Source organism: Actinoplanes sp. NPDC026623 (assembly GCF_040638275.1).
Lineage (GTDB): Bacteria > Actinomycetota > Actinomycetes > Mycobacteriales > Micromonosporaceae > Actinoplanes.
The window spans coordinates 36,832-61,556 of sequence record NZ_JBEZXZ010000010.1 but is presented as its reverse complement, the minus strand read 5'-3'; the positions used below and the strand labels follow the sequence as shown (position 1 = coordinate 61,556).

Here is a 24,725-nt window from a genome sequence, read left to right as displayed (position 1 = left end):
GGCATTACAGGCGGCGACGGCACGGGTCGCCGTACCTCTGGTCCGTGCTCGTCCTGGTTGTCGTCCTGGCCTGCGGAAGTCTGGGCGTGCCCAGTCCAGATCACCGGCTTGAGCGGGACGGCGCCCACGCCGCGCGGGCCGGCGATGCGGCGGCGCCGCGCGGGTCGCCGGCCACGCACGCCCGCGCGGTGATCCGGTTCGCGCTCGGCCGGCAGGCCGACGCGCTGATCGCCGGCGACGAGCGCGGCTGGCTGCGCGATGTCGACCCGTCCTTGACCATCGAGATGCACCGCCTTTACCGCAACCTCCGCGGCCTGCGGATCTCCGGCTGGGTGACCGACCCGGCCGGGCCCGCCGCCTGGCAGACCGGCCCGGTGTGGGACACCGACGTCAGGATCCGGGTCTGTTTCACCGGGCCGACCTGCACCCGGGGGCGTGCCGCGGCGGGCGTCCCGCCGGAGCTGAGCACCGACCTGCTGACGGCGCGGACCGCCTGGCGGGTCACCGGCGACCGGGCCCTGCTCGTGCGGTTCTCGTTCGACACCGGGGCGCGGCTGCCGAGCCGTCCGACGCCCTGGGAACGCGGCACGCTGGCCTTCGCGGCCGGCCGCCGGGTGATCGTGGCGGCGCCGCGGGGCGGGCTGCGGCCGGCGGCGTGGCTGGCCGCGGCGGAGCGTGCGGCCGTGGTGGCGGACCGGTTCGTGCTGACCGAGCCGCGGATGGGCAGCTATCTCGTCTTCCTGGCCGGCCGGCGGGAGTGGCGCACGTGGTTCTCGGCCTTCACCGACCGCGACGTCCTCGGATATGCGCTGCGCCCCAGCAGCACGTCGGGCTTCATCGTCATCGACACGACGAAGGTCCGGGCCGACGCCCGCGGCGAGACCGTGCTCCGGCACGAGATGGCGCACATCGCCACCCGTTTCGGCCCGTCGACCCGGGTCGGGGAGTGGGCCACCGAGGGCATCGCGGAGTACGTGGCGTGGACCGGCCGGCCGGTCTCGGCGTACGACCGGACCGGCGACGCCCGGGCGGTGGCGGCGAAGATCGGGTGGACCCGGCAGCTCGATCTGCAGTGGTCGCGCTCGTCGGTGGACCGCAGCGGCTACTACGGGATGGGCTTCTTCGCGATGCGCTGCCTGAGCGAGACGTTCGGCGAGGCGAGGATGCTCGACTTCTTCGACCGGATGGCGCACGGCGGGCGCGGCCCGGCGCAGGCTTCCGGTGAGGCGTTCGGCACGTCCTGGGCGGCGGCCGAGCGCGGCTGCGCACCGCGGATCAAGGCGTGGCTGAGCCGCTGAGCGGCATGTACGGGATTGATTGATTCACCTTCCGCTTTGTCGAGATCAATCAATCCCGCCACTAAAAAGATCTTCGGCCGGCGAGCTGACTCTCGTCTCCATCGAACGCCGGCGCGAAGGGAACTCATCATGAGGCTCATGAGAATGGCACAGCTCGGTCTGGCCCTGGCGGCGAGCGCGATCATGGTCGTGGGTGCGGCGAATTCCGCCTCCGCGAGCGGGTCCGCCGTGGCCGTCGACAAGAGCTGGGGCATCACGTCGTTCTACCCGGACGGCGACTGGCTCTACGTCTATGACACCGATGCCGACGGCTATGCGGTGCACGGCGTTCTCCAGTCGTACGTCTGCGCCAACGTCAACTGCGACGGGTACCACTGGGTGGATCTGCGCACCGGTTGCAACGACGACACCAAGATCGGCGACGACGGCACCGAGGTTCGCCACTGCAACTACGACATCAGCGAGAACCTCACCGTGCGCGCGTGTGAGTTCCGCTCCAGCGGTGGCGTCCCGTACGGCTCCTGGTACTGCAGCGCCTCGACCAAGTCCTGAGTCGAAGGACAGCGATTCAGGCATCGTCTCGAAGCTGAGCCGGCCGGATACCACCTCGGTATCCGGCCGGCTCGGCAGCCGACGGGTCGCGACGCTTCAGGGGCGGGCTCCGCTCAGGTGGGCGAGCATCGACTGGTTCGCCTCCCAGCCGTCCGGGAACTTCACCGGTACGCCCAGGTGGACCGGCTCCGTCGACGGGTGCGCGTCCAGCAGTTCGGCGATGCCCGCCCGGGCCACCACCACGCAGGCGTGCCGGTGCCGCGACGTGAGCACGCACAACCGCCCCGACTCGAGGTGGAAGGCGGTCGCGTCCCGGCGCCCCGACAGCGGGTGCAGCACCACGGTCAGGTCGTACTCCCGGCCCTGCAGGCGGTTCGCGGTGTCGACCGTGATCTCCCGCGCGTGCTCCGGCAGGAACGAGCGGATCGCCGCGACCTGGTCGCGGTGTGCCGCGCCGATCGCGATCCGCGACGCGGTCAGCGGCGCCGAGCCCGCCTCCGATTCGGCGACCGCCCCGCGGGACAGTGCCCGGGCCGCGATGTGCGCGCACGCCGCCGCGGCCTCGGCGTCCGTGCGTACCGTGAAGCGCGCCGGCAGCTCGTGCAGGCCCCAGCCGGTCGCCGCCGCGGTGTCCAGGACCGCGTCGAGACCGGCGGTGGCCGGTCCGGCGAAGCTCAGCGACCGCTCACCGGGCCCGGTGCCCGAGCGGAAGCCCGTGAACGGATAGAACGCCGCCGCGACCACCGGCGCCGCCGACGCCGGCAGGCGCCACGAGACGGGCAGCCGGTGCACCGGCAGCTCCGGGTTGTGGCGCAGCAGGACCGCCACCGCGCTCTGCATCGGGTCCCAGGACAGGCCGGTCCAGCGGTCGACCTCCACCGTCGAGAACGGGTCCAGCTGCCCGGGGTCGCCGACGAAGAGGGCCCGGTCGAAGCGGGGCGCCACGCGCAGCAGCGCATCCGAGCGCATCTGGTACGCCTCGTCGACGATCGCCCAGGGCCAGGTGCCCTCGGTGACCGTCGCCCATTTCGCCGCCGTGCCGATCGTCACCGGAGGGCCGCCCAGGTCCGCCACCTTGGCACCCACGCGGCAGCTCGGGTGGGAGCGGACCCGCTCCGACGCCACGTAGTCGACCGCCGACAGCCTGCCGACCGACAGGTTCGGCGAGGCCGCGCCCAGGCGGGCGATCAGGTCATCCACCTGTTCGTTGGTCTGCGCCACGATCATCAGGGAGGCGCCGGCCGCGGCCAGCACGCCCGCCGCGCGGACGACCAGGGTGCTCTTGCCCGCTCCGGGTGGCGAGTCGACCACGATGCCGCGGTGGTCGGTTGATGCCAGGTCCCGCAGCACCGCATCCACCACGCGGGCGGCCTCGGCGCCGGGAGTCTCGGGAGACAGGGTCACCGACGCACCGTATCCCGTCGCACCGGGAGCACCGGATCATCACGAGGTGTGAGTAAACGCGTCCACATTGTTACACGTCGGGTATCCGACGCTACCTTGAGTAAATGACCGATGGTGTCTACCGGCCGATTCTGCGGCCTCGCCGTGGAGAGCTTGCCGCCCTGCACCATCTCGACGCCGAAGCCGCGAGCCGGGTGCTGCCGATCATCGAGGTCTCCCCCACCGAGCATCTTCCCCAGCTTGTCCGAAAGATACCGCCCAGGACGTACGCCATCGCGGTGGACCTCGGCGCCATCGCGGATCCCTGGGATCCGCTCTCCTCGCCGCCCCTGGACATCGCCGAGGAGCTCGCCGATGTCGGCGTCGCGATGCTGCCCGTGCTCCGGGCGTACGACAGTCCTCGCCGACTGCTGGAGCACGGCCTGGCCGCGCGCATGCACCTCACCCGGGCGGTCCTGCGGCTGCAGCCGCATCTCGACGCCCGCAACGCGCTCACCGCGACCGTCCTCACCGATCGGATGCTGGCCGGGGCCGGCCTCGACGTGGAGCGCGTCGACCTGGTGATCGACCTGGCCGAGACCGCCTGCACCGCGCACGCCAACCGGTTCGAGGAGCGGGCCCGTAACGTGCTGCGCTGGGCGCGGGCGTCGCCGTGGCGGTCGGTCACCGTCGCCGCCGGCGCGATGCCGCCGAACCTCGACGACCTGCCGACGGACGAGCCGGTCACGGTCGGGCGGCTCGACGCCCAGGTCTGGTCCCGGCTCAGCGAACCCGGCATCGGCTATGCCGACTACGGCGTCACCTCTCCGATACGCCGGCTCGGCGTCCGCCACCGGCAGCTACCCACCCTGCGCTACACCGCCGACCGGGACTGGTGGATCTACCGCTGGGCGCGGCGCGGCGGCCGCAGCGACGACAGGTGTCACGACCTGTGCCGGACCCTTGTCGACTCGCCGCAGTGGCCCGCGGCCGGCGCCCGGTTCTCCTGGGGCGACGCGCAGATCGCCCGGCAGGCCCGCAGCGCGCGCGGCGGCGGCAGTTCGGCAAGCTGGATGGCCTGGAGCACGTCACACCACATCGCACACGTGCTGAAGGCACTGACGCCAACCTGATTTCCTTCGTACACTTGTGCCAATGCTTCTCGACGTTGCGCTCGCCTACGCCCGGCACGGGATCCCGGTCCTGCCGGTGCACACGCCTGCGGCCGACGGGTCCTGTTCCTGCGGGCGGGCCGGCTGCGAGCGGCCGGGCAAGCATCCGCGCCTGCGGCACGGCCTGACCGAGGCCAGCGTCGATCCGCGGCGCATCGAGCAGTGGTGGGCGCGATGGCCGGCGGCCAATGTCGGGCTGCGCACCGGCGTCGTCATGGACGTCGCCGACGTCGACTCCCCCGGCGGCTGGCACGGCCTGCGTCATCTGCTCGGCGGCGAGATGCCGCGCGGGCCCCAGGTCCGGACGGGCGGCGGCGGCTGGCACTTCTGGTTCTCCCCGATCGGATACGGAAACCGGGTGCGCCTGCTGCCCGGGGTCGACTGGCGCGGGTCCGGCGGCTACGTGATCGCGCCTCCGTCACGGCACGCGCACGGCACCGCCTACTACTGGGTGATCCGCCCCGGTGATCCGCCCGCCGTCCCGGCGTCGCTGCGGGACCTGGTCGCCGGCCCGGATCCGCCGTCGCCGGCGCGGCACGGCCCGGACGTGATCGTCCACCCCGGCCGTTATGCGGCGGTGGCCCTGGAGGCCGAGACGGCCCGCGTGGCCCGCTCACCCGTGGGCACCCGCAACGACACCCTCAACCGCGCGGCGTTCGCGCTCGGCCGGCTCGTCGGTGCGGGCCTGCTGGACGCGGCGACGGTGACCGGCGAGCTGACCGCGGCGGCCCGCCGGGCGGGCCTGGGCCGCGCCGAGACGGCCCGCACGATCCGCTCCGGCCTGGGCGCGGGCCGCCACCGGCCACTGGACACGGGCCGCCGCAGCGCGGCATGAACCCGGCACGGCACGGCACGGCCTCAGCCCGGCGCGCCGCGGCGTAAACCGGGCCGGCGCGGCGTGACCCTAGGCGCCGTCCGGCTCGGAGGCCGGCGGGCCGCCGTGTGTCCACGGGGTCTGGTCCCTGTCCGGGAAGGCGCCGCCCGGCCGGTAGGCCTCGCTCAGCGTGGTGAGCAGCAGCCGCTCGCCCACCTCCGGCACGCTGCCGGGCTCGGCGACCAGCTTGCGGCCCATCCCGCCGGAGAGCTCCAGCAGCACCTCGGTCCTGGCGTCGTCGACCGCCGTCACGGAGACGACCAGCGCCTTCTGCCCCGGCCGGGCCGGCGAGGTCAGCGCGGCGCCCTTCTCGACGCGTACCGGTTCGGGGGTGACGACCATGATGCGGGGGCGCAGCACCGGCCGCTTGCCGCTGTCGTCGATCCGGTCCGCCTTGGCCAGCGTCACCTGGCCGACGAAGGCCGCGCCGGACAGCCGGTACTCGGCCATCACCAGCGGGTCGTCGAAGGCGCGCTGCACCGCGTACCGGGTGGCGGCGTTCTCCAGGCGGTGCAGCCGGGCCGCGGCGGCGACCGCGCCGTCGCGCCGCGGTTGGGGCGGGCCGCCGTCGGCCAGGTGCTGCACGAAGCCGGAGTAGGCGTCGCGGTCGCCGTCCCAGCGGCCGGCCACCCGAGAGCCGGCCGGCAACCCGCGCAGCAGGTCGAGGGCGCGCCACATCAGCTCCCAGGTCGGCAGCAGCTGGGCGTGCAGCACCTCGGTCAGCGCCGCGACATCCGGGGAGGCCGAGGAGATCAGCGGCGCCAGCACGTGGTTGTCGAACGACGGGTCGGTGGCGGGTCCGGCCGGCGGGGACACCGCCGGGTCCTCGGCCGCCAGCGCCGCCTCGGCGCCGGTACGCCCCGGCGGCGGGGAGATCCACCCCAGCAGGGCCGCGAGCTGGGCGTCCTCCGCGCTGCTCTGCCCGGTCGCCCAGTGCAGGCCAAGCGCCTGTACGGCGTTGAGCAGCAACGACGACCCCGGCACCTCGGCGGAGTTGGCAAAGAAGGTGAGCCACCGCCCGAGCAGCGGCACCGAGGGCGGCACCGCGTACTCGCCCTCGGTGCCGCGGAAGCGCGTCGACCGGCCGAACAGGCGCAGAAAGTCGACGCCGCCGGTGTTGGGCACCCAGAGCTGGGGCGCGTCGGTGAAGCGGTACCGCACGTCGCGCCCCCGGTCGACCGCGATCGGCTCGGCCGCGCCCGCGAAGCCGTCCACGTAGCGCACCAGCACGTCGGCCAGCTCCGCGGCGAACGCGAAGCGGTGGTCCCGGTTTCGGGGCTGGGCCACGGTCAGCAGCCGGGGCTCTCCCGCGGTGGTGCCGACCATCGCCGCCAGCGGCGTGTTCGCCTCGCCGGCCATCGCCAGCGGGATGATCACCAGCGGGCTGGGGTGCACGTGCAGGTGGCGCACGGTCGCGATCCGCTGCGCCCGGCCCTCGGCGTACGCCTGCGCGCGGGCGAGCGCGGTGAGCGTGCTCAGGGCGAGCCTTTTTCGACGTGGCCCGGGCCGCAGCGCCCGGCGGGGATCGACGGTCCGGACCCCTCCGGCCGGGGGCCGGGTGGAAAATTGCTCATCAGTTCGGCCCGCAGGCGCGCCGCGGCCCGCAGCAGCTCGGCGGCCTCGGCCTGTTCCGCGGTCGGGGTCCGGGTGCCCGCGGCGAGCGCGAGCACCTCGTCGACGGCGCCGATGCCGCCGAGCGCGTCCTGCACCGGCCGGCCCAGCGCCGCGGTGCTCCCGGCGGCCTCGTGCCGGCAGTAGAAGGCCAGCTCGCAGGTCGACAGGCATTCCGGCGCGTAGCTTGCCTCGATCTCGCTCAGCGCGGCGATCAGGTCGGCGGGCGGCAGCGCCGGGTCGAAGCTGACCGACGCCGGCAGGGCGGCGGCCAGCGCCGAGACCGAGGCGAGGCGGGTGAGCTGGCGCTTGAGGGTGGCGAGCTGCTTGCGGACGTCGAGGACCACGGCCGCCGGGTTCAGCGAGAAGTTCTCGGTGCAGACGAGCACGACGTCGTGGCTGACCAGCTCCGGGTCGTGGCCCAGCTCCTCGAGCAGCCGGCGCAGCGCGAGCACGTAGACGGCGGCCTGCACGGCGGCCGCGGAGACCTTGGCGCTGTCCGCCTGCCCGTCGACGATCGCGAACGACTTGATCTCGACAACGTGCAGCCGGCCCTCGACCTGGAAGGCGATCAGGTCCGGCTCCAGGAAGACCCGCTGGCCGGCGACGTCGAGGGTGAGCAGCGGGTGGTCGATGAGCGCGGCACCGGCGGCACCGGCGAGCAGCCTGCGGGTGCGCGCATGCCGGGCCGCGAGCGTGTCGTCCGCGTCGTCGCCGAGGTCGTCGTAGGAGACGCCGGTGGGCTCCAGCCGCAGGCAGTCGCCGAGCACGGTGAGCAGCAGCGCGCAGTCGTCGGCCTTGAGCATCGCCTCGAAGCCGTTGCCGCGGGCCAGCGCGAAGCGGGACTGCCCGAAGTTGCCGGGGAAGCCGATCTGCTGCGCGATCTTCGGCTTGTCGGCCCCGGCCGCGTCCAGCACGGCGCGGCGGGTGCAGCCGGGGTTGCTGGTGAGCGCGGCGATCGTGCGGGCGTTGTGCCGCTTCGGCGGTGCCCCGCCGCGCAGCCGGTCGAGCGCGCCGCTCACCGGCGACCCCGCTGGTGCGGCAGGCCGGGCACGCCGAAGAGCCGCTGGCGCTCCTCGAGGCCGTCCCAGCGGTGTGCGGTCCCGTCCGGCAGCGGCGTGACGGCCACCCCGGCGAGGGCGGTCCGCGCCGCGTCGGCCAGCGCCGCGGGGTTCTGCACCGCGTACGCCTCGGTGCCGCCGGGCACGTTTTCGGCGAGCCGGCGCAGCAGGGCGGCGGCCGCGGGCCCGGCGGTTTCGCGCATGGCGATGAATTCGGCGATCCGGACGACCGCCGCGAGCTCGTCGGTGGCCGGCGACGCGATCCGGCCGGTCACCGGCCAGGTCGAGAGCGTGATCTGGCCGCGGGCCGCCGTCAGGTCCGGCAGCAGGGCCGGGCAGATCCGGTACGCGGCCGGCACGCCGGCGGCGAACTCCCGTTCCTCGTCGCGCAGCAGCCCGGCCAGGGCCGCGACGGATAGATCACCGTCGAAGAGCGCACCGTGCACGTCCACGATCAGCCGCGCCGCCGCGGGCGCGCCGATGAGCAGCAGGGTGCGACGGGCCTGCTCGCGGGCGCTCGGCAGCGTGCTCTGGCGGTTCATGGCGGCCGCTTCCGTGGGGAATCGTGGCGGATCGACTCTAGATCTTCATACAGGACGCGGGCAATGTGGGGACGACTCACCACGTTTCACCCACGGGAGGTGAATAAATCGCGCGTATCGGACAGTGCCCGGGAGGCGCGCTACGTTCGGGGTATGCCGAAGGCCATCTGGAACGACGAGATCATCGCCGAGAGCGACGACACCGTGGTAGTCGAGGGCAACACCTACTTTCCGCGCTCCGCGCTGCGCGAGGACGTGCTGCGCCCCTCGGATACGCACACCGTCTGCCCGTGGAAGGGCAAGGCTTCCTACTACACCCTCGAGGCCGGCGGGACTGTCACCCCGGACGCGGTCTGGTTCTACCCGGAGCCCAAACCCGACGCAAAGGCCGTCCGCGACCGGGTCGCGTTCAAAAAGACCGTGAAGGTCGAGGCCTGACGCTCGCCGCCGGCGCGGGCCCGACCGGGTCCGCGCCGCCTACCCGATCCGGGGGTGCGCCTCCTCGATCGCCGTAACCTCCAGGTAGTCCAGCATGTCGGCCTGCTCCTCCGGCCCGAGAGCGTAGAACGCCTCGTAGGCCGAGGACCGCGCGTGCGGCGTCTCCGCCGCCAGCAGCGCGATGATCGCCGACCACGCCAGCGAGACCCGGTCGAAGAGCCGCGCGGTCCGCAGCGAGGTCAGCCGGCTCAGCATCGCCACCTTCGTCGCGGCGTCGTCGTCGACCGGAATCCGGTCCGAAAGCTCGAAGAGCGCCTTGCCGCGGTAGGGGTGCTCGGCCTCGATCAGGCGCGCCAGTTCGGCGTTGTCCATCTGGTCGACCGGCGGCGCGGGGCCACGCCGAGGCAGGCTCGGCCGGGAATCCTCAGCGGGCACGGCTGTCCCGCCCGCTCTCGAAGCCGACTCCCGGAACCTGATGCGACAGCGTCGGGCGGCTCTGGAACGTGGGAAACGGTGGCGAGGGCATCACCGGCTGTTCCGATGGCCCCGGCGCCGCATCGGTGTCGGCGGTCTCCTCGACCGCCTCGTCGACCTGCTCCCGCACGTTTTCCTCCGCGTCCTCCACATTCCGACCCAGCACAGTTTGTCCTCCGTTGCCGACTTTCGCTGTGTTGGCGTCCCTATGAGATCACGCCACGTCAACTCGGGCGAGCGCGGCCTCCGCCAACTCCCCGACATCACCCGACCCGACGACCGCCGTAATGTTGCGGTAATACATTGATACTTGTCGGTCGGCAAACAGTGCTGACGAATACTGAGAGTAGGTGTCCGTGGACGGGGGTACGAACACCACGGGTCCGACACCCGAGTGGCGATCCGCCATGATCGACGTTTCCGGGCTGTCGCTCGCGGAACTGGCGGCGGACACCGCGCCGCATCCGGTGGACGACTCGGCGCTGGCGCACTGCCTGCGCCGGCTGGCCGACGACCTGGCCCGGCCGGGCGAGCCCATCGCCGGCTTCAACTCGGCGCTCTGAGGCGATCATGACGCGATCCGGGATCGCCGGCGCGCGACCGCACCGGCTCAGTGACGCCGCCTTCGCCGCGCTGGGCGCGGGCCGCCCCGACGCCGCCACCGTCGGTGAGCTGCGCCGGGCCCAGCTAAGCCGCCACCTGCTGCTGCTGCGCGAGATCGCCGCGGTCGCGCCCGCCGGTGAGTTCGCGAGCCTGGTGGCGCAGGAGCGGGCGGATCCCCCGCGGGTCCGCGAGATGCTCGCCCGGCCGCTGACCGGGGTATGGGCGGCGGGCTGCCTGAGCGCGCTGCGGGTCGGAAGTCTGCCCGAAGAGGCAGGCGTCGGATACCTGGCGGACCTGGCCGCGGGGCCGCCGCGCCGGGCCGAGCGGCGGCTAACCGCGGCACACGACGGGTTGTCGATCTCGGTGCGGATCGAGGATCGGGATCCGCTGCGGGCCCGGCTCGGGCTGACGCCGGCCGCCCGGCTCACCGACGCCCAGGTGGCCCGCTGGCAGCACCTGCTCGCCGAGGCCTGGCGGCTGCTGGTCGGCCGGGTGCGGCCGCAGGCCGCGGTGCTGGCCGCGGTCCTGGACTGCGTCGTCCCCGTCGAGGCGGATCCGGCCGCCCGGGGCATCAGCGCGAGCTCGGCGGACGCGTTCGGCGCCGTCGCGATGTCCGAGCCCGCCGATGCCACCGCGCTCGCGGTCGGGCTGCTGCACGAGACCCAGCACAGCGTCCTGAACGCCGTGAACTACCTCTTCGACCTGCACGACGACCCGGACGCCCTCGGTTACTCCCCGTGGCGCGACGACCCGCGCCCGGCGTCCGGAATCCTGCACGGCGCGTACGCCTACCTGAACGTCGCCCGCTTCCGGCGCTCCGGCGCGGGCGATCCGCTGGCGGCCTTCGAGTTCGCCAGGTGGCGCTCGGCCGTGGTCGCCGCGGCGGACGAGTTGCTCGGCCGGGGCGGGCTCACCGCGGCGGGAATCCGATTCGTGACAGCGCTGCGCGCCGAGGCGCTGCCGTGGCTGGACGACCCGGTCGCGCCCGAGGTGGCGCGGCTCGCCGCCGGGGCCAACGCGGACCACCGCCTGCGCTGGCGGCTGCGGAACCTGCGCGTCGAGCCCGCGGACGCGGCCGCCCTCGCCGGGGCGTGGCGCCGCGGTGACCCCGCGCCCCTCGTCGCGTCGCATCTGCACCGGGCCCCGCGCCGGGCGCTGGAGGCGAGCGCCCGGCTGGACCAGGCGCACGCCGTGCTCCGCGGCGAGCCGGTCGACACCGCCGGCGGCGATTCCGCGTACCTCCGGGGCGACCTCGACGCGGCCGCTCACGCGTACCGGAGCAGCGTGATCCTGGATCCGGGTGATCGCGCGGCCTGGGCGGGTCTCGCCCTGGCAGGCGGGCTGGGCGCCGAGCCGGAGATCGTCGCGGCCGCCTACCTCGCGCTGGACGATCGCAACGTCGATCCGGTCACGCTCGCGGGCTGGCTTTCTTCGTAAGTTCGCTCAGATAAAGCGGCGCGGCACCGATGTGACCACCGTTGGAGGTGAGTCATGGGTCGGATCGGCAAGACCATGGATCGTGTGCGCCGCGGTGTCGATGACACCATGATCTTCGCGTCGCTGCTGCTGCTCGCGTGGCCGGTGTTGTCGGACGGCCTCGAACCCGGTGACGCGGGCCTGCCACGTTTGATCATCGGCCTCGCCACGGTCGCCCTCCTCGGCACCGGCGTGATCGTCCTGGCCGGCCGCTGGCCGCTGCTGCAGTACGTGCCTGTCGCGTCCGCGGTCGCCATGGCCGGCCTCTGGTCCGCCTGGCACGGCACCATCAGCCCCGGGCTGACCTGGCTGATCCTCGCCGTCGCCGCGATCATCCTGCTCCGCCAGTTCCTCGGCGCGCGCACCAACGAGAGCCTCGTGCGGGACCTCACCCGGCAGCGCGCCCAGCTGGCCCGGCAGGCCTTCCGCGATCCGCTCACCGAGCTCGGCAACCGCAAGCTGTTCATGGACCACGCCGTCGACGCCCTCGCGGACGCCGACGACACGATGACCGCCGTGATCATCGTCGATCTGGACGGCTTCAAAGAGGTCAACGACACCTACGGGCACGCCACCGGCGACGAACTGCTGCGCACCGCGGCGGAGCGGCTGAGCGCGAACGTCCGAAGCAACGACACCGTGTCCCGCCTCGGCGGCGACGAGTTCGTGGTGCTGCTCCCCCGGCTCGTCGACGACCAGATCGCCGACACCGTGGCGAACCGCATCCTGCGCGACCTGTCACAGCCGCTCATCATCGGCGACGCCGTGCTGACCATCCCGGCCAGCGCCGGAATCGCGCTGACCCGTGGCAGCGGCACCGCTGTCGACGATCTGATGCGCGAGGCCGACCTCGCCCTCTACCAGGCCAAGGGCGAGGGCAAGGGCGTCGCCCGCCGCTTCGACCCGGCCCAGTTCGCCCAGGCCGAGCAGCGCCGCCGCGAGGTGGCCGACCTGCGCCGCGCACTCGACGACGAAGAGTTCGAGGTGCACTACCAGCCGATCGTCGACCTGTTCGGCGAGCGCACGGTCGGCGTCGAGGCGCTGGTCCGCTGGAACCATCCCGAGCGGGGCCTGCTGCCGCCCGCCGCCTTCCTGGACCTGGCCGAGTCGCTGGGCCTGCTGCCCCGCCTCGGCGGCTGGGTGCTCGAGGAGGCCTGCCGGCAGGCCGCCTACTGGCAGGCGCAGCAGCCCGGCTTCGAGCTCAACGTGAACCTCTCCGCCAGCCAGCTCGGCAACCCCGACCTGGTCGACGAGGTCCGCTCCGTGCTGGAGCGCACCGGCCTCCCGCCGTCGCTGCTGGTGCTGGAGCTGACCGAGTCGGTCGCGCTTGTCGACCTGACCGAGTCGGCGCGGGTGCTGAGCGCGCTGAAGACGCTCGGCGTCCGGATCGCGCTTGACGACTTCGGCACCGGCTTCTCGTCGCTGAGCCACCTCGGCCGGCTGCCCGTCGACGTCGTGAAGATCGACAGGTCGTTCGTGCAGGCCATGCAGCAGAGCAGCGGCGCATCGGTGGCCGAGGCCGTGCTGCAGATCGCCAGGACCTTCAACCTGGCACCGGTCGCCGAGGGCGTCGAGGACGCGACGCAGGCCGACCGGCTGCGCGAGCTCGACTGCGCGCAGGCGCAGGGTTACCACTTCGCCCGGCCGATGCCGGCCGGCGACCTGACCGCGCTGCTGAACCGGCAGTCGGCGCTCTCGTCCTAGGCGCGCCCTAGAGCGGCGGCGGCTCGATCTCGGTCTCCAGGCGGGTCCCCGTCAGGGCGCGGGCCAGCAGCGGGTGGCCGTCACCGCAGAACTTCCGCAGCTCCTCGATCGCGAGGTGCGTCGACAGCTCGTCCCCGGTGTCGAGCGAGACGTTGAACGCGCACGCCAGCGTGTCGGGGTGCTCGGCACCGCGCAGCACGCGGGAGCGCGCGAGCGTGTCGAGCGCGACCTCCCTGGCCAGCTGCGCCTCGCCGACCGCGATCAGGTCGGCCGCCAGGCCGTTGGCGCAGCTCAGCGTGAACGGGTGGTCGAGGCCGACGCTGCGCCGCAGCCCGCCGAGCGCCTCCGAATCCATCGCCCGGGCCTGCGCGAAACGGCCGTCGGCGCGCACCACACCGGCCAGATCGGCCGCCGCCGCCAGGGTGAACGGGTGCTCGGCGCCGAGCGCCGTCCGGTAGTCGCCGACCGCGCGCTCCAGCAGCCGGTGCGCCTCGGCGAGGTCGCCGTCGTCGCGGGCGCAGTTGGCCAGCGACACCAGCGCACCGAGGGTCTCGACGTTGAGGTCGCCGAACCGCTGCCGGAACAGCTCGACGTTGGCCTCGGCCAGCTGCCGGGCCTGCGGCAGCCCGCCGCGCCGGGCCGCGATCGCCGCGAACCGGCCGACCCAGAGCGCCATCGGGTGCCCGGCGCCGAGCGCCTCGGCGTGCCCGCCGTTCAACAGCTCGGTCGCGCCGGCGTAGTCGCCCAGGCCGAGCAGGTCGAACGCCAGGCCGGCCCGCGAGGACAGCGTCTCCGGATGACCCTCGACGAAGATCATCTGCCGGTGCCGCAGCACCTGCTCGTCCAGCGCCCTGGCGCCCCGGAAGTCGCCGAGCAGCCGCAGGTCGACCGCGAGGTTGTTGGCACAGCGCAGCGCGGTCGGGAAGCTCTCGCCGAACAGCCGGCGGTAGCGCACCAGGTTGTCCGCGTCGAGCTGGCGGGCCTGGCCGAAGTGGCCCTGCATCCGCAGGTCGGCGCCGACGCTGTTGGCCGTCGCGAGGGTGGTCTCGTCGTCCGCGCCCAGCGCCTCACGCTGCGAGCGCAGCGTCCGCGCGTTCAGGGCCCGGGCCTCGTCCACCTGCCCGACCGCCCGCAGGGCGTTGGCCAGGTGGAACGAGGCCAGCAGCGTCTGCTCGTCGGCCTCGCCGAGGTCGCTCCAGCGGGCCACCGCCTGGGACGCCAGGTCCCGGCTCGAGTCCCAGTCGCCGCGCGCGTACAGGAAGCGGATGCAGTTGATCACCAGCTGCCGGATCTCCTCGGCGTCGCCGCCGAGCACGTCGGAGTGGACCAGGTGCGCGACGATCGCCGCGTACCGGGGCCAGTGCGCCGGGTTGTCCGGGTCGCCGGGGTCGGCCGCGGCCAGCATCGCGCGCACCGAGTGCAGCAGCGCGGCGTGCCGCTCCGAGCTGAGCTGTTGGCCGACCATGCCGCGGACCAGCGGGTGCACCAGCACGCTCTCGCCGGGCGGATCGAGGTCGGCGAGCCCGTACCGGCCGATGAGGCGCAGCGCGGCCTTGAGCCGCCGCTCGATGCGGACCGTGCGGTCCAGCTCGGGGGTGACCTGACCCCGCGCGGCCCAGAGCAGCTCCCACGACACCGGCGCGCTGCCCAGGAACGCGCAGAGCTCGAGCAGCTCGTAGGCGGCCGGCGAGGCCTCGCCCAGAGCATCGGCGGACAGCCCCCAGGCCACCCGGATCGGCGTCGGGAACGCCAGCTCGGCGGCCCGATCGACGTAGCGGCGCAGGTATTCGGCCGCGGTCCAGCCCGCCGCCTTGCGCACCGCGGCCGCCTGGTCGAGCGCCATCGGCACGTCACCGAGCCGCTCGGCCAGCCGCTCCGCGTCGGCCGCGGACAGCTCGGGCCCGCGCCGCCGCAGCAGGTCCACACTGTCCGTACGGTCGAAGGCCGCGACCGGAACCGCCTGCGCGACCTCGGCGGTCCACCGGGGATTCCGCGAGGTGACGAGCACGTGCCCGGCGCCGCTCGGCAGGTAGGGCCGGATGTCCTCGGGCCGGTTCGCGTTCGCGAAGACGATCAGCCAGTTGCGGTGCGGCTCGCCCCGGCTCAGCGCGTCGCGCACCGCGCCGAGCGTCGTGTTGATGTCCCGGGCCTCGGGCAGGTTGAGCTCCTGTGCCAGGCCGACGAGGGCGGCGCGCATGCCGGCGGTCTGCTCGGCCGGGATCCACCAGACCAGGTCGTAGGCGGTGGCGTAGCGGTAGACGTATTCGACGGCGAGCTGGGTGCGCCCGGTGCCACCGACCTCGTGCCCGGGCGACGGGAGCAGGGCCACCGGGCCGTTGCCGAGCAGCTCCCGCACCTCGGCGAGGAGCCCTTCACGACCTACGAAGTGCGGATTGCGCGGCGGCAGGCCACCCTGGATCGGCACGCCGCCCTCCCCAGGTGACTCGGCCGTCTACTGTCGTGGTCCCGACTACCGTACGTGGAACCGCCACCACAGCGGAAGCTAGCGCCGAACGGAAAGGTACCGGTGTCCGAGGAAACTGTGACGAGTCTCGAACGCGGAGACGACGTGGTGACGGTCGTCCTGCGCGGCGAGGTCGACGTCCTCAACGTGGGCCAGGTCCGCGTCGCGCTGGAGGAGGCCCTGGAGAGCCGCCCCCGGACCATCGTGGTGGACCTGTCCGGACTGTCCTTCATCGACTCTTCCGGGCTGGGGTCGCTGACCTTCGGCTTCCAGCGAGCGCGGGACTCCGGAATCGCCTTCCGGCTGGCCCGGCCGGGCCCGGCGGTGCGCCGGATCCTGGTGCTCAGCGGCCTGCTCGAGGTCGTCGAGCTGAGCGAGTAGACGGTCCGCCGGCCCGGACCCCGCGTGCGGGGCCCGGGCGCGTGGCGTCAGCCGGCCCAGGCGAATTCGCGGGCCGGTACGGCGACCGACGAGCGGAAGTTGTTGTTGACCGTCGCCGCCTCGGTGGCGTTCGGGTACGCGTTCGTGCACGAGACCGGCGCGCTGCTGCCCGACATGAGATCGGCACACAGGCCCGTGCGGCGGTCCGGGAGGCCGAGGATGTGGCCGAATTCGTGCGCCGCGATCCGGGCCTGGTAGTAGCCGTCATTCACGGCCTCCCGGCCCATGTACCAGCGCCCGTTGCCGAGCGACGTCGTGTAGGTGCGCGGCCAGCCGTCGTCCGCGTACACCCGGATGTTCGGGGTTCGGCCCGCCGGGACCGGCTGGAGCTGGACGTTCGTGACCCGGCTGTTCCAGATCTGTGCGCCCTGGTTGACGACGGCCTTGAACTCCTGCGCCTGACTGGCGTCGTAGTACAGGATCCGGGCCGCCGCCGCGGCCGGCGCGGCGGTGCCGACCTGCAGGCCGACCAGCATCGCGACGGCTACCAGCGCGGCGGACAGTCTCTTACGCAGCATCGATGACCTCCCTGGGGGTGGTGGGGCGGGTGTCCACACCGTAGCCATGGAGAGACAATTATCGATGCCTGCCGGTCATACCGGTTGCGGCCTCATCGTCATGTGATGGCCGCCGGCGCGGCCGGCGCCGGCGGGAAGGCCACGCCGATGCCGGGCCCGGCCGGGCCGACGTCGCGGGAGCGGCGGCCCGCCAGCAGCATCAGCGAGAGCAGCGATGCGCCCAGCGCCAGGGCGCCGGCGGCGTACCAGGCCGCGTCGTAGTCGCCGAGCCGGTCGCGGACCAGCCCCGCCGAGGTCGCCGCGATCGCCGCGCCGAACTGGTGCGAGGCGAAGACCCAGCCGAAGACGACCGCCCCGCTCGCGCCGAAGTACTCGCGGCAGAGCGCGACGGTCGGCGGCACCGTCGCGACCCAGTCCAGGCCGTAGAAGAGGATGAAGACGACCATGCTCGGGTGCGCGGTCGCGGCGAACAGCGACGGCAGGACCAGCAGGGACAGCCCGCGCAGCGCGTAGTAGCCGCCCAGCAGCAGGCGGCTGTCGACCCGGTCGGTGAGCCAGCCCGAGGCGATCGTCCCCACGATGTCGAAGAGGCCGACCAGTGCCAGCAGGCTCGCCGCGGTCGTCTCGGTCATGCCGTGGTCGTGCGCGGCCGGGATGAAGTGGGTGCCGACGAGCCCGTTGGTGGTCGCGCCACAGATCGCGAATCCGCCCGCGAGCAGCCAGAACGGCCGGGTCCGCGCGGCCTGGCCGAGCGCGCGCAGCGCGGTTCGGGCCGCACCGCCCGGCGCCGCGGCCGGCGGCGCGGCCACGTCGCCGGGGCCCGCGCCGTACGCGGTCACGCCGAGGTCCGCGGGCCGGTCGCGCAGCCGCCACCAGACCAGCGGCACGACGCTCAGCGCCGCGGCCGCCACCGTAAGTGCCGCCACCCGCCAGCCGTGGCCGGCGGTCAGCCGGGCCAGCAGCGGCAGGAAGACGAGCTGGCCGGCGGCGCCGCCGGCGGTGAGCACGCCGACGACCAGGCCGCGCCGGGCCACGAACCAGCGGTTCGCCACGACCGCGACGAACGCGAGCGCCATCGAGCCGGTGCCGAGGCCGACGAGCACGCCCCAGCAGAGGATCAGCTGCCAGCTCTGCTGCATGAACACGGTGAGGCCGCTGCCCGCCGAGACGAGCACCAGCGCGGCGGCCACCACGCGGCGCATGCCGAACTTCTCCATCAGCGCCGCCGCGAACGGGGCGGTGAGGCCGAACAGCAGCAGGTTGACGGAGACGGCCGCGGAGATGGTGCCCAGCGACCAGCCGAACTCGTCGTGCAGGGGCCGGAGCAGCACCGACGGCGTCGCGCGGAAGCCGGCCGCGCCCACCAGGGCGACGAGGGCGACGGCTGCGACGAACCAGGCGGGGTGGGGGCGGCGATTGATCACACGATCATTCTGCGGACCGTGAGCCGGTCGGACGAGTGGCCGGGAAGCCATGATGCGCAAGAATCAGGCCATGACGCATGCGATCGCGATGGTGGCCCTCGACGGCGTGGTCGGCTTCGACCTGGGGGTGCCCCCGCAGGTCTTCGGCGCCGCCCGGGACGCCGACGACACGCCCTTCTACACCGTCACCACCTGCAGCCCGGGCGGGCGGCCGGTGCGCCCCGAGCGCGGCGGCTTCCAGGTCGTGGCCGACCACGACCTCTCCCCGCTCGCCACCGCCGACACCGTCCTGGTGCCGGGGGTGAGCGGCGGACCGACGCTGCGGACCGGCGAGGTCGACCCGGCGGTCACCGACGCGCTGCGCGCCGCACACGCGCGCGGCGCCCGGATCATCTCGATCTGCACCGGCGCCTCGGTGCTGGCCGCGGCCGGCCTGCTCGACGGGCGCGCAGCGGCCAGCCACTGGGCCTGGGCCAAGCGCCTGCGGCGGCTCTATCCCGGCGTCGACTGGGACTTCGACGTGCTGTTCCTCGACGACGGCGACGTGCTCACCTCGGCCGGCGTCGGCGCCGGCATCGACCTGTGCCTGCACGTGGTGCGGGAGGACCACGGTGCCGCGGTGGCCAATCAGGCCGCCCGCCGCTGCGTGGTGCCGCCGTGGCGCGACGGCGGGCAGGCGCAGTACATCGAGCAGCCGGTGCCGGCGGCGCAGGGCAGCGGCACCGAGCCGACCCGGGCCTGGGCGCTGCGCCGGCTGGCCGAGCCGGTGAGCCTCCCGGAGATGGCCGGCCACGCCCGGATGAGCGTGCGCACGTTCACCCGCCGGTTCCGCGACGAGACCGGGCTGAGCCCGCAGAAGTGGCTGCTGCGGCAGCGGGTCGCGCACGCCCGGCTGCTGCTCGAATCGACCGACCTGAGCGTCGACGCGGTCGCCCGGCGCTCCGGGCTGGGCAGCGCCACGGCCCTGCGCCAGCACCTGCAGGCGACCATCGGGGTGCCCCCTACCGCCTACCGCCGGACTTTCCGTCAGACCTGAGTGCCTCAGGAACCGCGGAAGGTGACCGATGGGACGAACGTGGACCAGACCTTCCGCCCGCTGCTCGACGCGCTCAAGCAGATCGGCATCGACCCGGTCGCGGTGGACGCCGCGGCCGACGAGGCCCAGCGCAGCGGCCGGTCGGTGCGGGCGGTCCTGATCAACGACCAGGTCGTCACCGAGGAGCAGTTGACCTCGGCCGCCGCGACCGCGTTCGGCATCAACACCCTCGACCTGGTCGGCTACTCCCCCGACCCGGCCGCGCTCAAGCGCATCCCGATGCCCGTCGTGCTGCGCCACCGCGTGCTCGGCCTGTCGATGGCCGACGGCGAGCTGGTCGTCGGCGTCACCGACCCCGGCGACGTGGTGGCGCTCGACGACGTCCGCGCCTCCACCGGCATGACGATCCGCCCGGTCGTGGTCGCCCGCAGCGAGGTCCGCCGGATCATCGAGCGGCTGCAGCGCGAGGACAGCGACCTCGGTGACCTGGCCGACAAGTCACTCGACGAGCAGCCGATGGCGGCGCAGGCGACCAGCGCGGACGACGCCCCGATCGTGCGTTACGTCAACAACCTGATCGAGCAGGCGATCCAGAACCGCGCCTCCGACCTGCACCTGGAGCCGACCGAGGACGAGATGCGGGTGCGCTACCGCATCGACGGCGTCCTGCACGAGCTCGACACGGTGCCGCGCGGCGTGATGGCGGCGCTGACCTCACGCCTGAAGATCATGTCCGGCGTCGACATCACCGAGCGGCGGGTGCCCCAGAACGGCCGCATCACGGTCGTGATCCGGGACCGCCAGGTCGACCTGCGGACGGCGACCCTGCCGACCGTGTGGGGCGAGAAGATCGTCCTGCGGGTGCTCGACACCGGCGGCATCGACCTCGACCTGGCCAAGCTGGGCTTCACCCAGCACAACCTGAACCGCTTCGAGGAGTCGTTCACCAAGCCGCACGGCATGGTCCTGGTCACCGGTCCGACCGGTTCCGGCAAGTCCACCACCCTGTACGCCACCCTGGGCCGGATCAGCAAGCCCGAGATCAACGTCATCACGGTCGAGGACCCGGTCGAGTACCGGCTGCGCGGCGTCAACCAGGTGCAGGTCAACGCGAAGGCCGGCCTGACCTTCGCGGCGGTGCTGCCGGCGATCCTGCGTTCCGACCCCGACGTCGTGCTGATCGGCGAGATCCGGGACGGCAACACCGCGCAGATCGCCACCGAGGCGTCCCTGACCGGCCACCTCGTGCTCTCCACCCTGCACACCAACGACGCGCCCGGCGCGGTCACCCGGCTCACCGAGATGGGCATCGAGCCGTTCCTGGTCGGCTCGTCGCTGGACTGCGTGCTGGCGCAGCGGCTGGCCCGCCGGCTCTGCGACTGGTGCAAGGAGGCGTACCTGCCGACCGAGGAGGAGCTGGAGGGCGCCCGCTGGCCGATGCAGGACCTCCGGGTCCCGGACGCGCTCTACCAGCCGGTCGGCTGCCGCAACTGCGCGAACACCGGCTACCGCGGGCGGATCGCGCTGCACGAGGTCATGCCGATCTCCGCCGAGATCGAGACGCTGACCATCCGCCGCGCCTCCTCCAACGAGATCCGCGAGGTGGCCCTCGACCAGGGCATGTACGAGCTGCGCTCGGACGGGCTGGCGAAGGCCGCGGGCGGGCTCACGTCACTGCGCGAGGTATCCCGCGTCGCCGTCTGACCCTCGGGCGGGCGCAGGCTACCTCGCCGCGCCGCGGTCCGCGCGATTCTGGCGAAAAAGACCCTAAACCAGTGCATCACGATGCCGAATGGGAAGGGCGTCAGATTTCACGACGAGATTGCCGGTGCAGCCATGTACACGCTCGATCACGAGGTTCCGCATCAGGCGGCACCGGCAGACCCGGCCGTGCCCGGCGCGGGCGACCTCGCGGTGCTGGACCAGATGCTGATCACCCTCGTCGAGTCCCGCGGCTCCGACCTGCACCTGACCGTCGGCTCCCCGCCGATGATCCGGGTCGACGGCAGCCTGGGCCCGCTGCCCGGCTACGGCAAGCTCAACTCCGCCGACACCGCCCTGCTGGCCCGCGCGGCGGTCTCCGGGGACCAGTGGGAGACCTTCCGGCGCGATCAGGAGCTGGACTTCGCGCACAGCATCATCGGCGTCTCCCGGTTCCGCGGGAACCTCTACATCCAGCGCAACTCGTGCGGCGCCGTCTTCCGGGCCATCCCGCACAAGATCAAACCGCTGGACGAGCTGGGCATGCCCGAGTCCGTCACCCGCTTCGCTCACCTGCCCCGGGGCCTGGTGCTGGTGACCGGCCCGACCGGTTCCGGCAAGACCACCACGCTCGCCTCGGTGCTCGACCTGGCGAACCGCACCCGCTCGGCGCACATCATCACCATCGAGGACCCGATCGAGTTCCTGCACCCGCACAAGCGCAGCCTGGTCAACCAGCGTGAGGTCGGCTCCGACACGGAGACCTTCCCGCAGGCGCTCAAGCACGCGCTGCGCCAGGACCCCGACATCATCCTCGTCGGCGAGCTGCGCGACCTCGAGACGACCGCGACCGCGCTGACCGCCGCCGAGACCGGTCACCTCGTGCTGGCGACGCTGCACACCCAGAGCGCGACGCAGACGATCGACCGCGTCATCGACATCTTCCCGCCGCACCAGCAACTCCAGATCCGCGCGCAGCTGGCGGCGAGCCTGCAGGGCGTCGTCACCCAGGCGCTGGCGCCGCGCGCCGACGGCAAGGGCCGGACCGTGGTCTGCGAGATCCTCACCGCGACGCCCGCCATCCGGAGCCTGATCCGCGAGGGCAAGTCACACCAGATCCCGTCATTCATGCAGGCCGGCGGCAACGACGGCATGTTGGCGTTCGACCAGCACCTGGCCGAGCGCGTACGCGAGGGCCTGATCACGGTCCAGACCGCCCTCGAGATCTGCCACGCCCCGGAAGAGCTCAAGCGGCTGATCGGACGGATGTGACATGGCGGCGACCAAGACGTTCCACTACAGCAGCATCGACGCGCAGGGCCACAAGACCAAGGGCACCCTGGAGGCGGCGAACGAGACCGCGGCGACGCACATCCTGCGCGGGCGCGGCGAGGTGCCGCTGGAGATGAGCCAGGCGGGTCGCGGGCTCAACCAGGACCTCAAGATTCCCGGCCTGGGCAACCGGACCAAGCTCAAGGACCTCGCGGTCTTCGCCCGCCAGTTCGCCACGATGACCGCCTCGGGCATGTCGCTGCTGCGTTCGCTGTCGATCCTCGAGGAGCAGACCGCCTCGGCCCCGATCAAGAGGGCGACCGCCGAGATCAGCACGGACGTCGCGGGCGGCGTGTCGCTCTCGTCGGCCATGGCCAAGCACGACAAGGTCTTCCCCCGTCTCATGATCGCGATGATCCGCGCCGGCGAGGCGGGCGGCATGATCGACCGCGCCCTCGAGCAGGTCGCGGAGAGCCTGGAGAAGGACACCGCGCTCCGCGGCAAGATCAAGAGCGCGCTGACCTACCCGGCGATCGTGCTGAGCTTCACGTTCGTGCTGATCGCGGCCGTGCTGATCTTCATCGTTCCGGTGTTCGAACAGATGTTCAAGAACCTGGGCGGCGAGCTACCCGGCATCACCCAGTTCCTGGTCGACGCGAGCCACAACATGTGGTGGATCGGGCCGCTGGTGCTGACCATCGGCATCACCGGATCGATCTTCTACAAGCGCAAGTCCCGCGAGAGCGAGGACTTCCGGCTGGCCGTCGACCGGCTGAAGCTCAGGCTGCCGGTCTTCGGGTCGCTGTTCCGCAAGCTCGCGATGAGCCGGTTCTCGCGCAACCTCGGCCTGCTGCTCAACGTCGGCGTGCCCGTCATGCAGGCGCTGTCGGTGGTCGGCGAGACCACCGGCAACGAGGTCATCAACATGGCCATGCGTGACGTCCAGTCGGCCGTACGCGACGGCCACCCGATGTCCTCGGCCCTGCGCAGCCACAAGGTCTTCCCCGAGATGGTCACGCAGATGATCGAGGTCGGCGAAGAAAGCGGCCAGATCAGTCAGATGCTCGACAAGGTTGCCGATTTCTATGACAGGGAGGTCGACAGCGCTGCCGACTCCCTGACCGCCTCGATCGAACCGATCATGGTCCTCGTCATGGGCACCGTGGTCGGCGGAATGGTGATCTGTCTGTACCTACCGATGTTCACCATCTACCAGAACATCCAGGGCTGAGCCTCTGGAGCGGCCGGACTCCGGTCGACGTCGGGCGCCCGAGCCCGAACAGCAACACCGACACCCGCCCCACCCCTGACGCCTACTGGAGGCACCCCCAATGCAGGACATCATCGCCCGGCTGCGCGCCAAGAAGCAGGACGAGGGCTTCACCCTCATCGAGCTCCTCGTGGTCGTGGTCATCATCGGCGTCCTGGTCGCCATCGCCGTTCCGGTCTACCTGAACTACCGGCAGGGCGCGGCCGACAAGTCGGCCCAGTCCGACGTGCGCGGCGCGGTCAGCGCGGTGGAGCAGTTCTACACCAACAACGGCAACGCGTACCCGACCGCGAGCCAGACCGTGGACAACAACGGCGCGGCCGCGGCGTCGGTCATGACGCTTCCGAAGATCGGCAGCGGCACCGACTCCACGATCACCCTGTCGGACAAGACCAAGATGACCTACGTCGCCCCGGCGGCCGGCGGCGGCACCTACAAGCTCTGCGCGACGAACAGCGGCGGCAGCGGCAAGTGGTACCGATACGACAGCGCGACCGGCGGCTCGGTCAAGGAGGGCTCCGGCACCCCCATGCCCGCCACCTGCTGATCGGGCAGTAGCACCACGGGTGGCGTCACCGGCCGGTGACGCCACCCATTCCCACCGCCGAGGAGGACGCCGTGTATCAGCCCATGCTGCTCAGCATCGTGACCCTGCTCGGCCTCGCGGTCGGTTCGTTCCTCAATGTCGTGATCCACCGGGTACCCCGCGACGAGTCCCTGCTGCGGCCCGGCTCGCACTGCCCGCAGTGCGGCGCAGCGGTCCGCAACCGGCACAACGTGCCGGTACTCGGCTGGCTGCTGCTGCGCGGCCGCTGCGCCGACTGCCGCGCCCCGATCAGCATCCGCTACCCGCTCGTCGAAGCCGGCACCGCCGCGCTCTTCGTGGCCGTGGCGGCGAAGTTCGGCCCCACCTGGGCGCTGCCGGGATACCTTTACCTCGCCGCCATCGCGATCGCGCTCGCCCTCATCGACCTCGACGTGATGCGGCTGCCGAACGCCATAGTGCTGCCGTCCTACCTGGTCGCCCTGGCCCTGCTCGTGCCGGCCGCGCTGCTCGGCGACGGCCCCGCCCCGATCGTGCGGGGGCTGGCCGCCGCGGCACTGCTCTGGATCCTCTACCGCGGGCTCGCCCACTTCGGCGGAATGGGCGGCGGCGACGTCAAGCTCGCCCCGCTGCTCGGCTTCTACCTGGGCTGGCTCGGCTGGGGCCCGGTGGCCGTCGGCGGGTTCGCGGCGTTCCTGCTCGGCGGCCTCGTCGGCGTCGTGCTGATGGCGACCCGGCTGGCCGGACGCAGGAGCCGCATCCCGTTCGGCCCCTACATGCTCGCCGGCGCGTTCCTGGCGGTCTTCGCCGCGGCGCCGATCACCGACTGGTACACGTCCCTGCTCATCCCCACCGCCTGAGGCAAGG

24 protein-coding genes are annotated in these 24,725 nt (G+C 72.8%); 15 read left to right on the top strand and 9 right to left on the bottom strand.

The window, feature by feature from the left end; all coding sequences use genetic code 11:
* The first annotated feature begins 44 nt into the window (after nt 1-44).
* Nucleotides 45-1,298 carry a hypothetical protein gene (locus tag AB0F10_RS05140; RefSeq protein ID WP_360620523.1) on the top strand — a complete coding sequence of 418 codons (1,254 nt, stop codon included), beginning with the start codon at nt 45-47 and terminating at the stop codon, nt 1,296-1,298.
* A 138-nt stretch (nt 1,299-1,436) separates the two neighbouring features.
* Entirely contained in the window at nt 1,437-1,850 is a 414-nt protein-coding gene (locus AB0F10_RS05135; RefSeq protein WP_360620522.1) for a hypothetical protein, read from the top strand.
* Nucleotides 1,851-1,946: 96 nt separating this feature from the next.
* On the opposite strand, the gene AB0F10_RS05130 is transcribed toward AB0F10_RS05135, so the two are convergent.
* A complete protein-coding gene (locus AB0F10_RS05130; RefSeq protein ID WP_360620521.1) occupies nt 1,947-3,254 on the bottom strand; it encodes an AAA family ATPase in 1,308 nt (435 codons plus the stop codon).
* 104 nt (nt 3,255-3,358) lie between these two features.
* Here AB0F10_RS05130 and AB0F10_RS05125 point away from each other — a divergent pair, with 104 nt between their 5' ends.
* Nucleotides 3,359-4,366 carry a beta family protein gene (locus AB0F10_RS05125; RefSeq protein WP_360620520.1) on the top strand — a complete coding sequence of 336 codons (1,008 nt, stop codon included), beginning with the start codon at nt 3,359-3,361 and terminating at the stop codon, nt 4,364-4,366.
* 22 nt (nt 4,367-4,388) lie between these two features.
* Nucleotides 4,389-5,240, top strand: coding sequence for a bifunctional DNA primase/polymerase (locus AB0F10_RS05120; protein ID WP_360620519.1), 852 nt, complete (start codon nt 4,389-4,391; stop codon nt 5,238-5,240).
* Nucleotides 5,241-5,309: 69 nt separating this feature from the next.
* Here the strand turns inward: AB0F10_RS05120 and AB0F10_RS05115 are convergent, their stop codons facing one another.
* From AB0F10_RS05115 to AB0F10_RS05105, 3 genes are read right to left on the bottom strand one after another with little or no spacing between them, the layout of a single operon-like run.
* Complete coding sequence (locus AB0F10_RS05115; protein ID WP_360620554.1) at nt 5,310-6,758, bottom strand: hypothetical protein; 1,449 nt, start codon at nt 6,756-6,758, stop codon at nt 5,310-5,312.
* On the bottom strand, nt 6,755-7,912 hold the full coding sequence (locus AB0F10_RS05110; RefSeq protein ID WP_360620518.1) for a hypothetical protein: 1,158 nt from the start codon (nt 7,910-7,912) through the stop codon (nt 6,755-6,757). The genes AB0F10_RS05115 and AB0F10_RS05110 overlap by 4 nt, the downstream gene beginning before the upstream one ends.
* Nucleotides 7,909-8,493: a hypothetical protein gene (locus tag AB0F10_RS05105; protein WP_360620517.1), complete on the bottom strand. Its 585-nt coding sequence runs from the start codon at nt 8,491-8,493 to the stop codon at nt 7,909-7,911. The genes AB0F10_RS05110 and AB0F10_RS05105 overlap by 4 nt, the downstream gene beginning before the upstream one ends.
* 153 nt (nt 8,494-8,646) lie before the next feature.
* Here AB0F10_RS05105 and AB0F10_RS05100 point away from each other — a divergent pair, with 153 nt between their 5' ends.
* Nucleotides 8,647-8,931, top strand: coding sequence for a DUF427 domain-containing protein (locus tag AB0F10_RS05100; protein WP_360620516.1), 285 nt, complete (start codon nt 8,647-8,649; stop codon nt 8,929-8,931).
* A gap of 39 nt (nt 8,932-8,970) precedes the next feature.
* Here the strand turns inward: AB0F10_RS05100 and AB0F10_RS05095 are convergent, their stop codons facing one another.
* Entirely contained in the window at nt 8,971-9,303 is a 333-nt protein-coding gene (locus tag AB0F10_RS05095) for a hypothetical protein (RefSeq protein ID WP_360620515.1), read from the bottom strand.
* A 52-nt stretch (nt 9,304-9,355) separates the two neighbouring features.
* Nucleotides 9,356-9,556, bottom strand: a complete 201-nt coding sequence (locus AB0F10_RS05090) for a hypothetical protein (RefSeq protein ID WP_360620514.1) — start codon at nt 9,554-9,556, stop codon at nt 9,356-9,358.
* A gap of 256 nt (nt 9,557-9,812) precedes the next feature.
* On the opposite strand from AB0F10_RS05090, the gene fxsA reads away from it, so the two are divergent.
* From fxsA to AB0F10_RS05075, 3 genes are read left to right on the top strand one after another with little or no spacing between them, the layout of a single operon-like run.
* Nucleotides 9,813-9,968, top strand: a complete 156-nt coding sequence (gene fxsA, locus AB0F10_RS05085; protein WP_360620513.1) for an FxSxx-COOH cyclophane-containing RiPP peptide — start codon at nt 9,813-9,815, stop codon at nt 9,966-9,968.
* A gap of 7 nt (nt 9,969-9,975) precedes the next feature.
* Nucleotides 9,976-11,445 (top strand): aKG-HExxH-type peptide beta-hydroxylase, encoded by a 1,470-nt coding sequence (locus AB0F10_RS05080; RefSeq protein ID WP_360620512.1) that lies wholly within the window; start codon nt 9,976-9,978, stop codon nt 11,443-11,445.
* A 54-nt stretch (nt 11,446-11,499) separates the two neighbouring features.
* Nucleotides 11,500-13,188, top strand: a complete 1,689-nt coding sequence (locus AB0F10_RS05075; RefSeq protein ID WP_360620511.1) for a bifunctional diguanylate cyclase/phosphodiesterase — start codon at nt 11,500-11,502, stop codon at nt 13,186-13,188.
* A gap of 7 nt (nt 13,189-13,195) precedes the next feature.
* Here the strand turns inward: AB0F10_RS05075 and fxsT are convergent, their stop codons facing one another.
* A complete protein-coding gene (fxsT, locus tag AB0F10_RS05070; protein WP_360620510.1) occupies nt 13,196-15,613 on the bottom strand; it encodes an FxSxx-COOH system tetratricopeptide repeat protein in 2,418 nt (805 codons plus the stop codon).
* A 102-nt stretch (nt 15,614-15,715) separates the two neighbouring features.
* Between fxsT and AB0F10_RS05065 the strand changes: the two genes are divergently transcribed.
* The gene (locus AB0F10_RS05065; protein ID WP_360620509.1) at nt 15,716-16,033 is read left to right on the top strand and encodes an STAS domain-containing protein; all 318 of its coding nucleotides are present in this window, start codon (nt 15,716-15,718) and stop codon (nt 16,031-16,033) included.
* Between the two features lie 47 nt (nt 16,034-16,080).
* Here the strand turns inward: AB0F10_RS05065 and AB0F10_RS05060 are convergent, their stop codons facing one another.
* Nucleotides 16,081-16,611, bottom strand: coding sequence for a snapalysin family zinc-dependent metalloprotease (locus AB0F10_RS05060; protein ID WP_360620508.1), 531 nt, complete (start codon nt 16,609-16,611; stop codon nt 16,081-16,083).
* 98 nt (nt 16,612-16,709) lie between these two features.
* Complete coding sequence (locus tag AB0F10_RS05055; RefSeq protein ID WP_360620507.1) at nt 16,710-18,086, bottom strand: MFS transporter; 1,377 nt, start codon at nt 18,084-18,086, stop codon at nt 16,710-16,712.
* A 19-nt stretch (nt 18,087-18,105) separates the two neighbouring features.
* Here AB0F10_RS05055 and AB0F10_RS05050 point away from each other — a divergent pair, with 19 nt between their 5' ends.
* From AB0F10_RS05050 to AB0F10_RS05025, 6 genes are all read left to right on the top strand, one after another.
* Nucleotides 18,106-19,071 carry a helix-turn-helix domain-containing protein gene (locus AB0F10_RS05050; RefSeq protein WP_360620506.1) on the top strand — a complete coding sequence of 322 codons (966 nt, stop codon included), beginning with the start codon at nt 18,106-18,108 and terminating at the stop codon, nt 19,069-19,071.
* Nucleotides 19,072-19,092: 21 nt separating this feature from the next.
* Nucleotides 19,093-20,775 carry a GspE/PulE family protein gene (locus AB0F10_RS05045; RefSeq protein WP_360620505.1) on the top strand — a complete coding sequence of 561 codons (1,683 nt, stop codon included), beginning with the start codon at nt 19,093-19,095 and terminating at the stop codon, nt 20,773-20,775.
* A gap of 132 nt (nt 20,776-20,907) precedes the next feature.
* Nucleotides 20,908-22,044: a type IV pilus twitching motility protein PilT gene (locus AB0F10_RS05040; RefSeq protein ID WP_360620504.1), complete on the top strand. Its 1,137-nt coding sequence runs from the start codon at nt 20,908-20,910 to the stop codon at nt 22,042-22,044.
* A gap of 1 nt (nt 22,045) precedes the next feature.
* Nucleotides 22,046-23,275, top strand: a complete 1,230-nt coding sequence (locus tag AB0F10_RS05035) for a type II secretion system F family protein (RefSeq protein ID WP_360620503.1) — start codon at nt 22,046-22,048, stop codon at nt 23,273-23,275.
* Nucleotides 23,276-23,375: 100 nt separating this feature from the next.
* A complete protein-coding gene (locus AB0F10_RS05030; RefSeq protein ID WP_360620502.1) occupies nt 23,376-23,861 on the top strand; it encodes a prepilin-type N-terminal cleavage/methylation domain-containing protein in 486 nt (161 codons plus the stop codon).
* 71 nt (nt 23,862-23,932) lie between these two features.
* On the top strand, nt 23,933-24,718 hold the full coding sequence (locus AB0F10_RS05025; protein ID WP_360620501.1) for a prepilin peptidase: 786 nt from the start codon (nt 23,933-23,935) through the stop codon (nt 24,716-24,718).
* Nucleotides 24,719-24,725 lie beyond the last annotated feature (7 nt).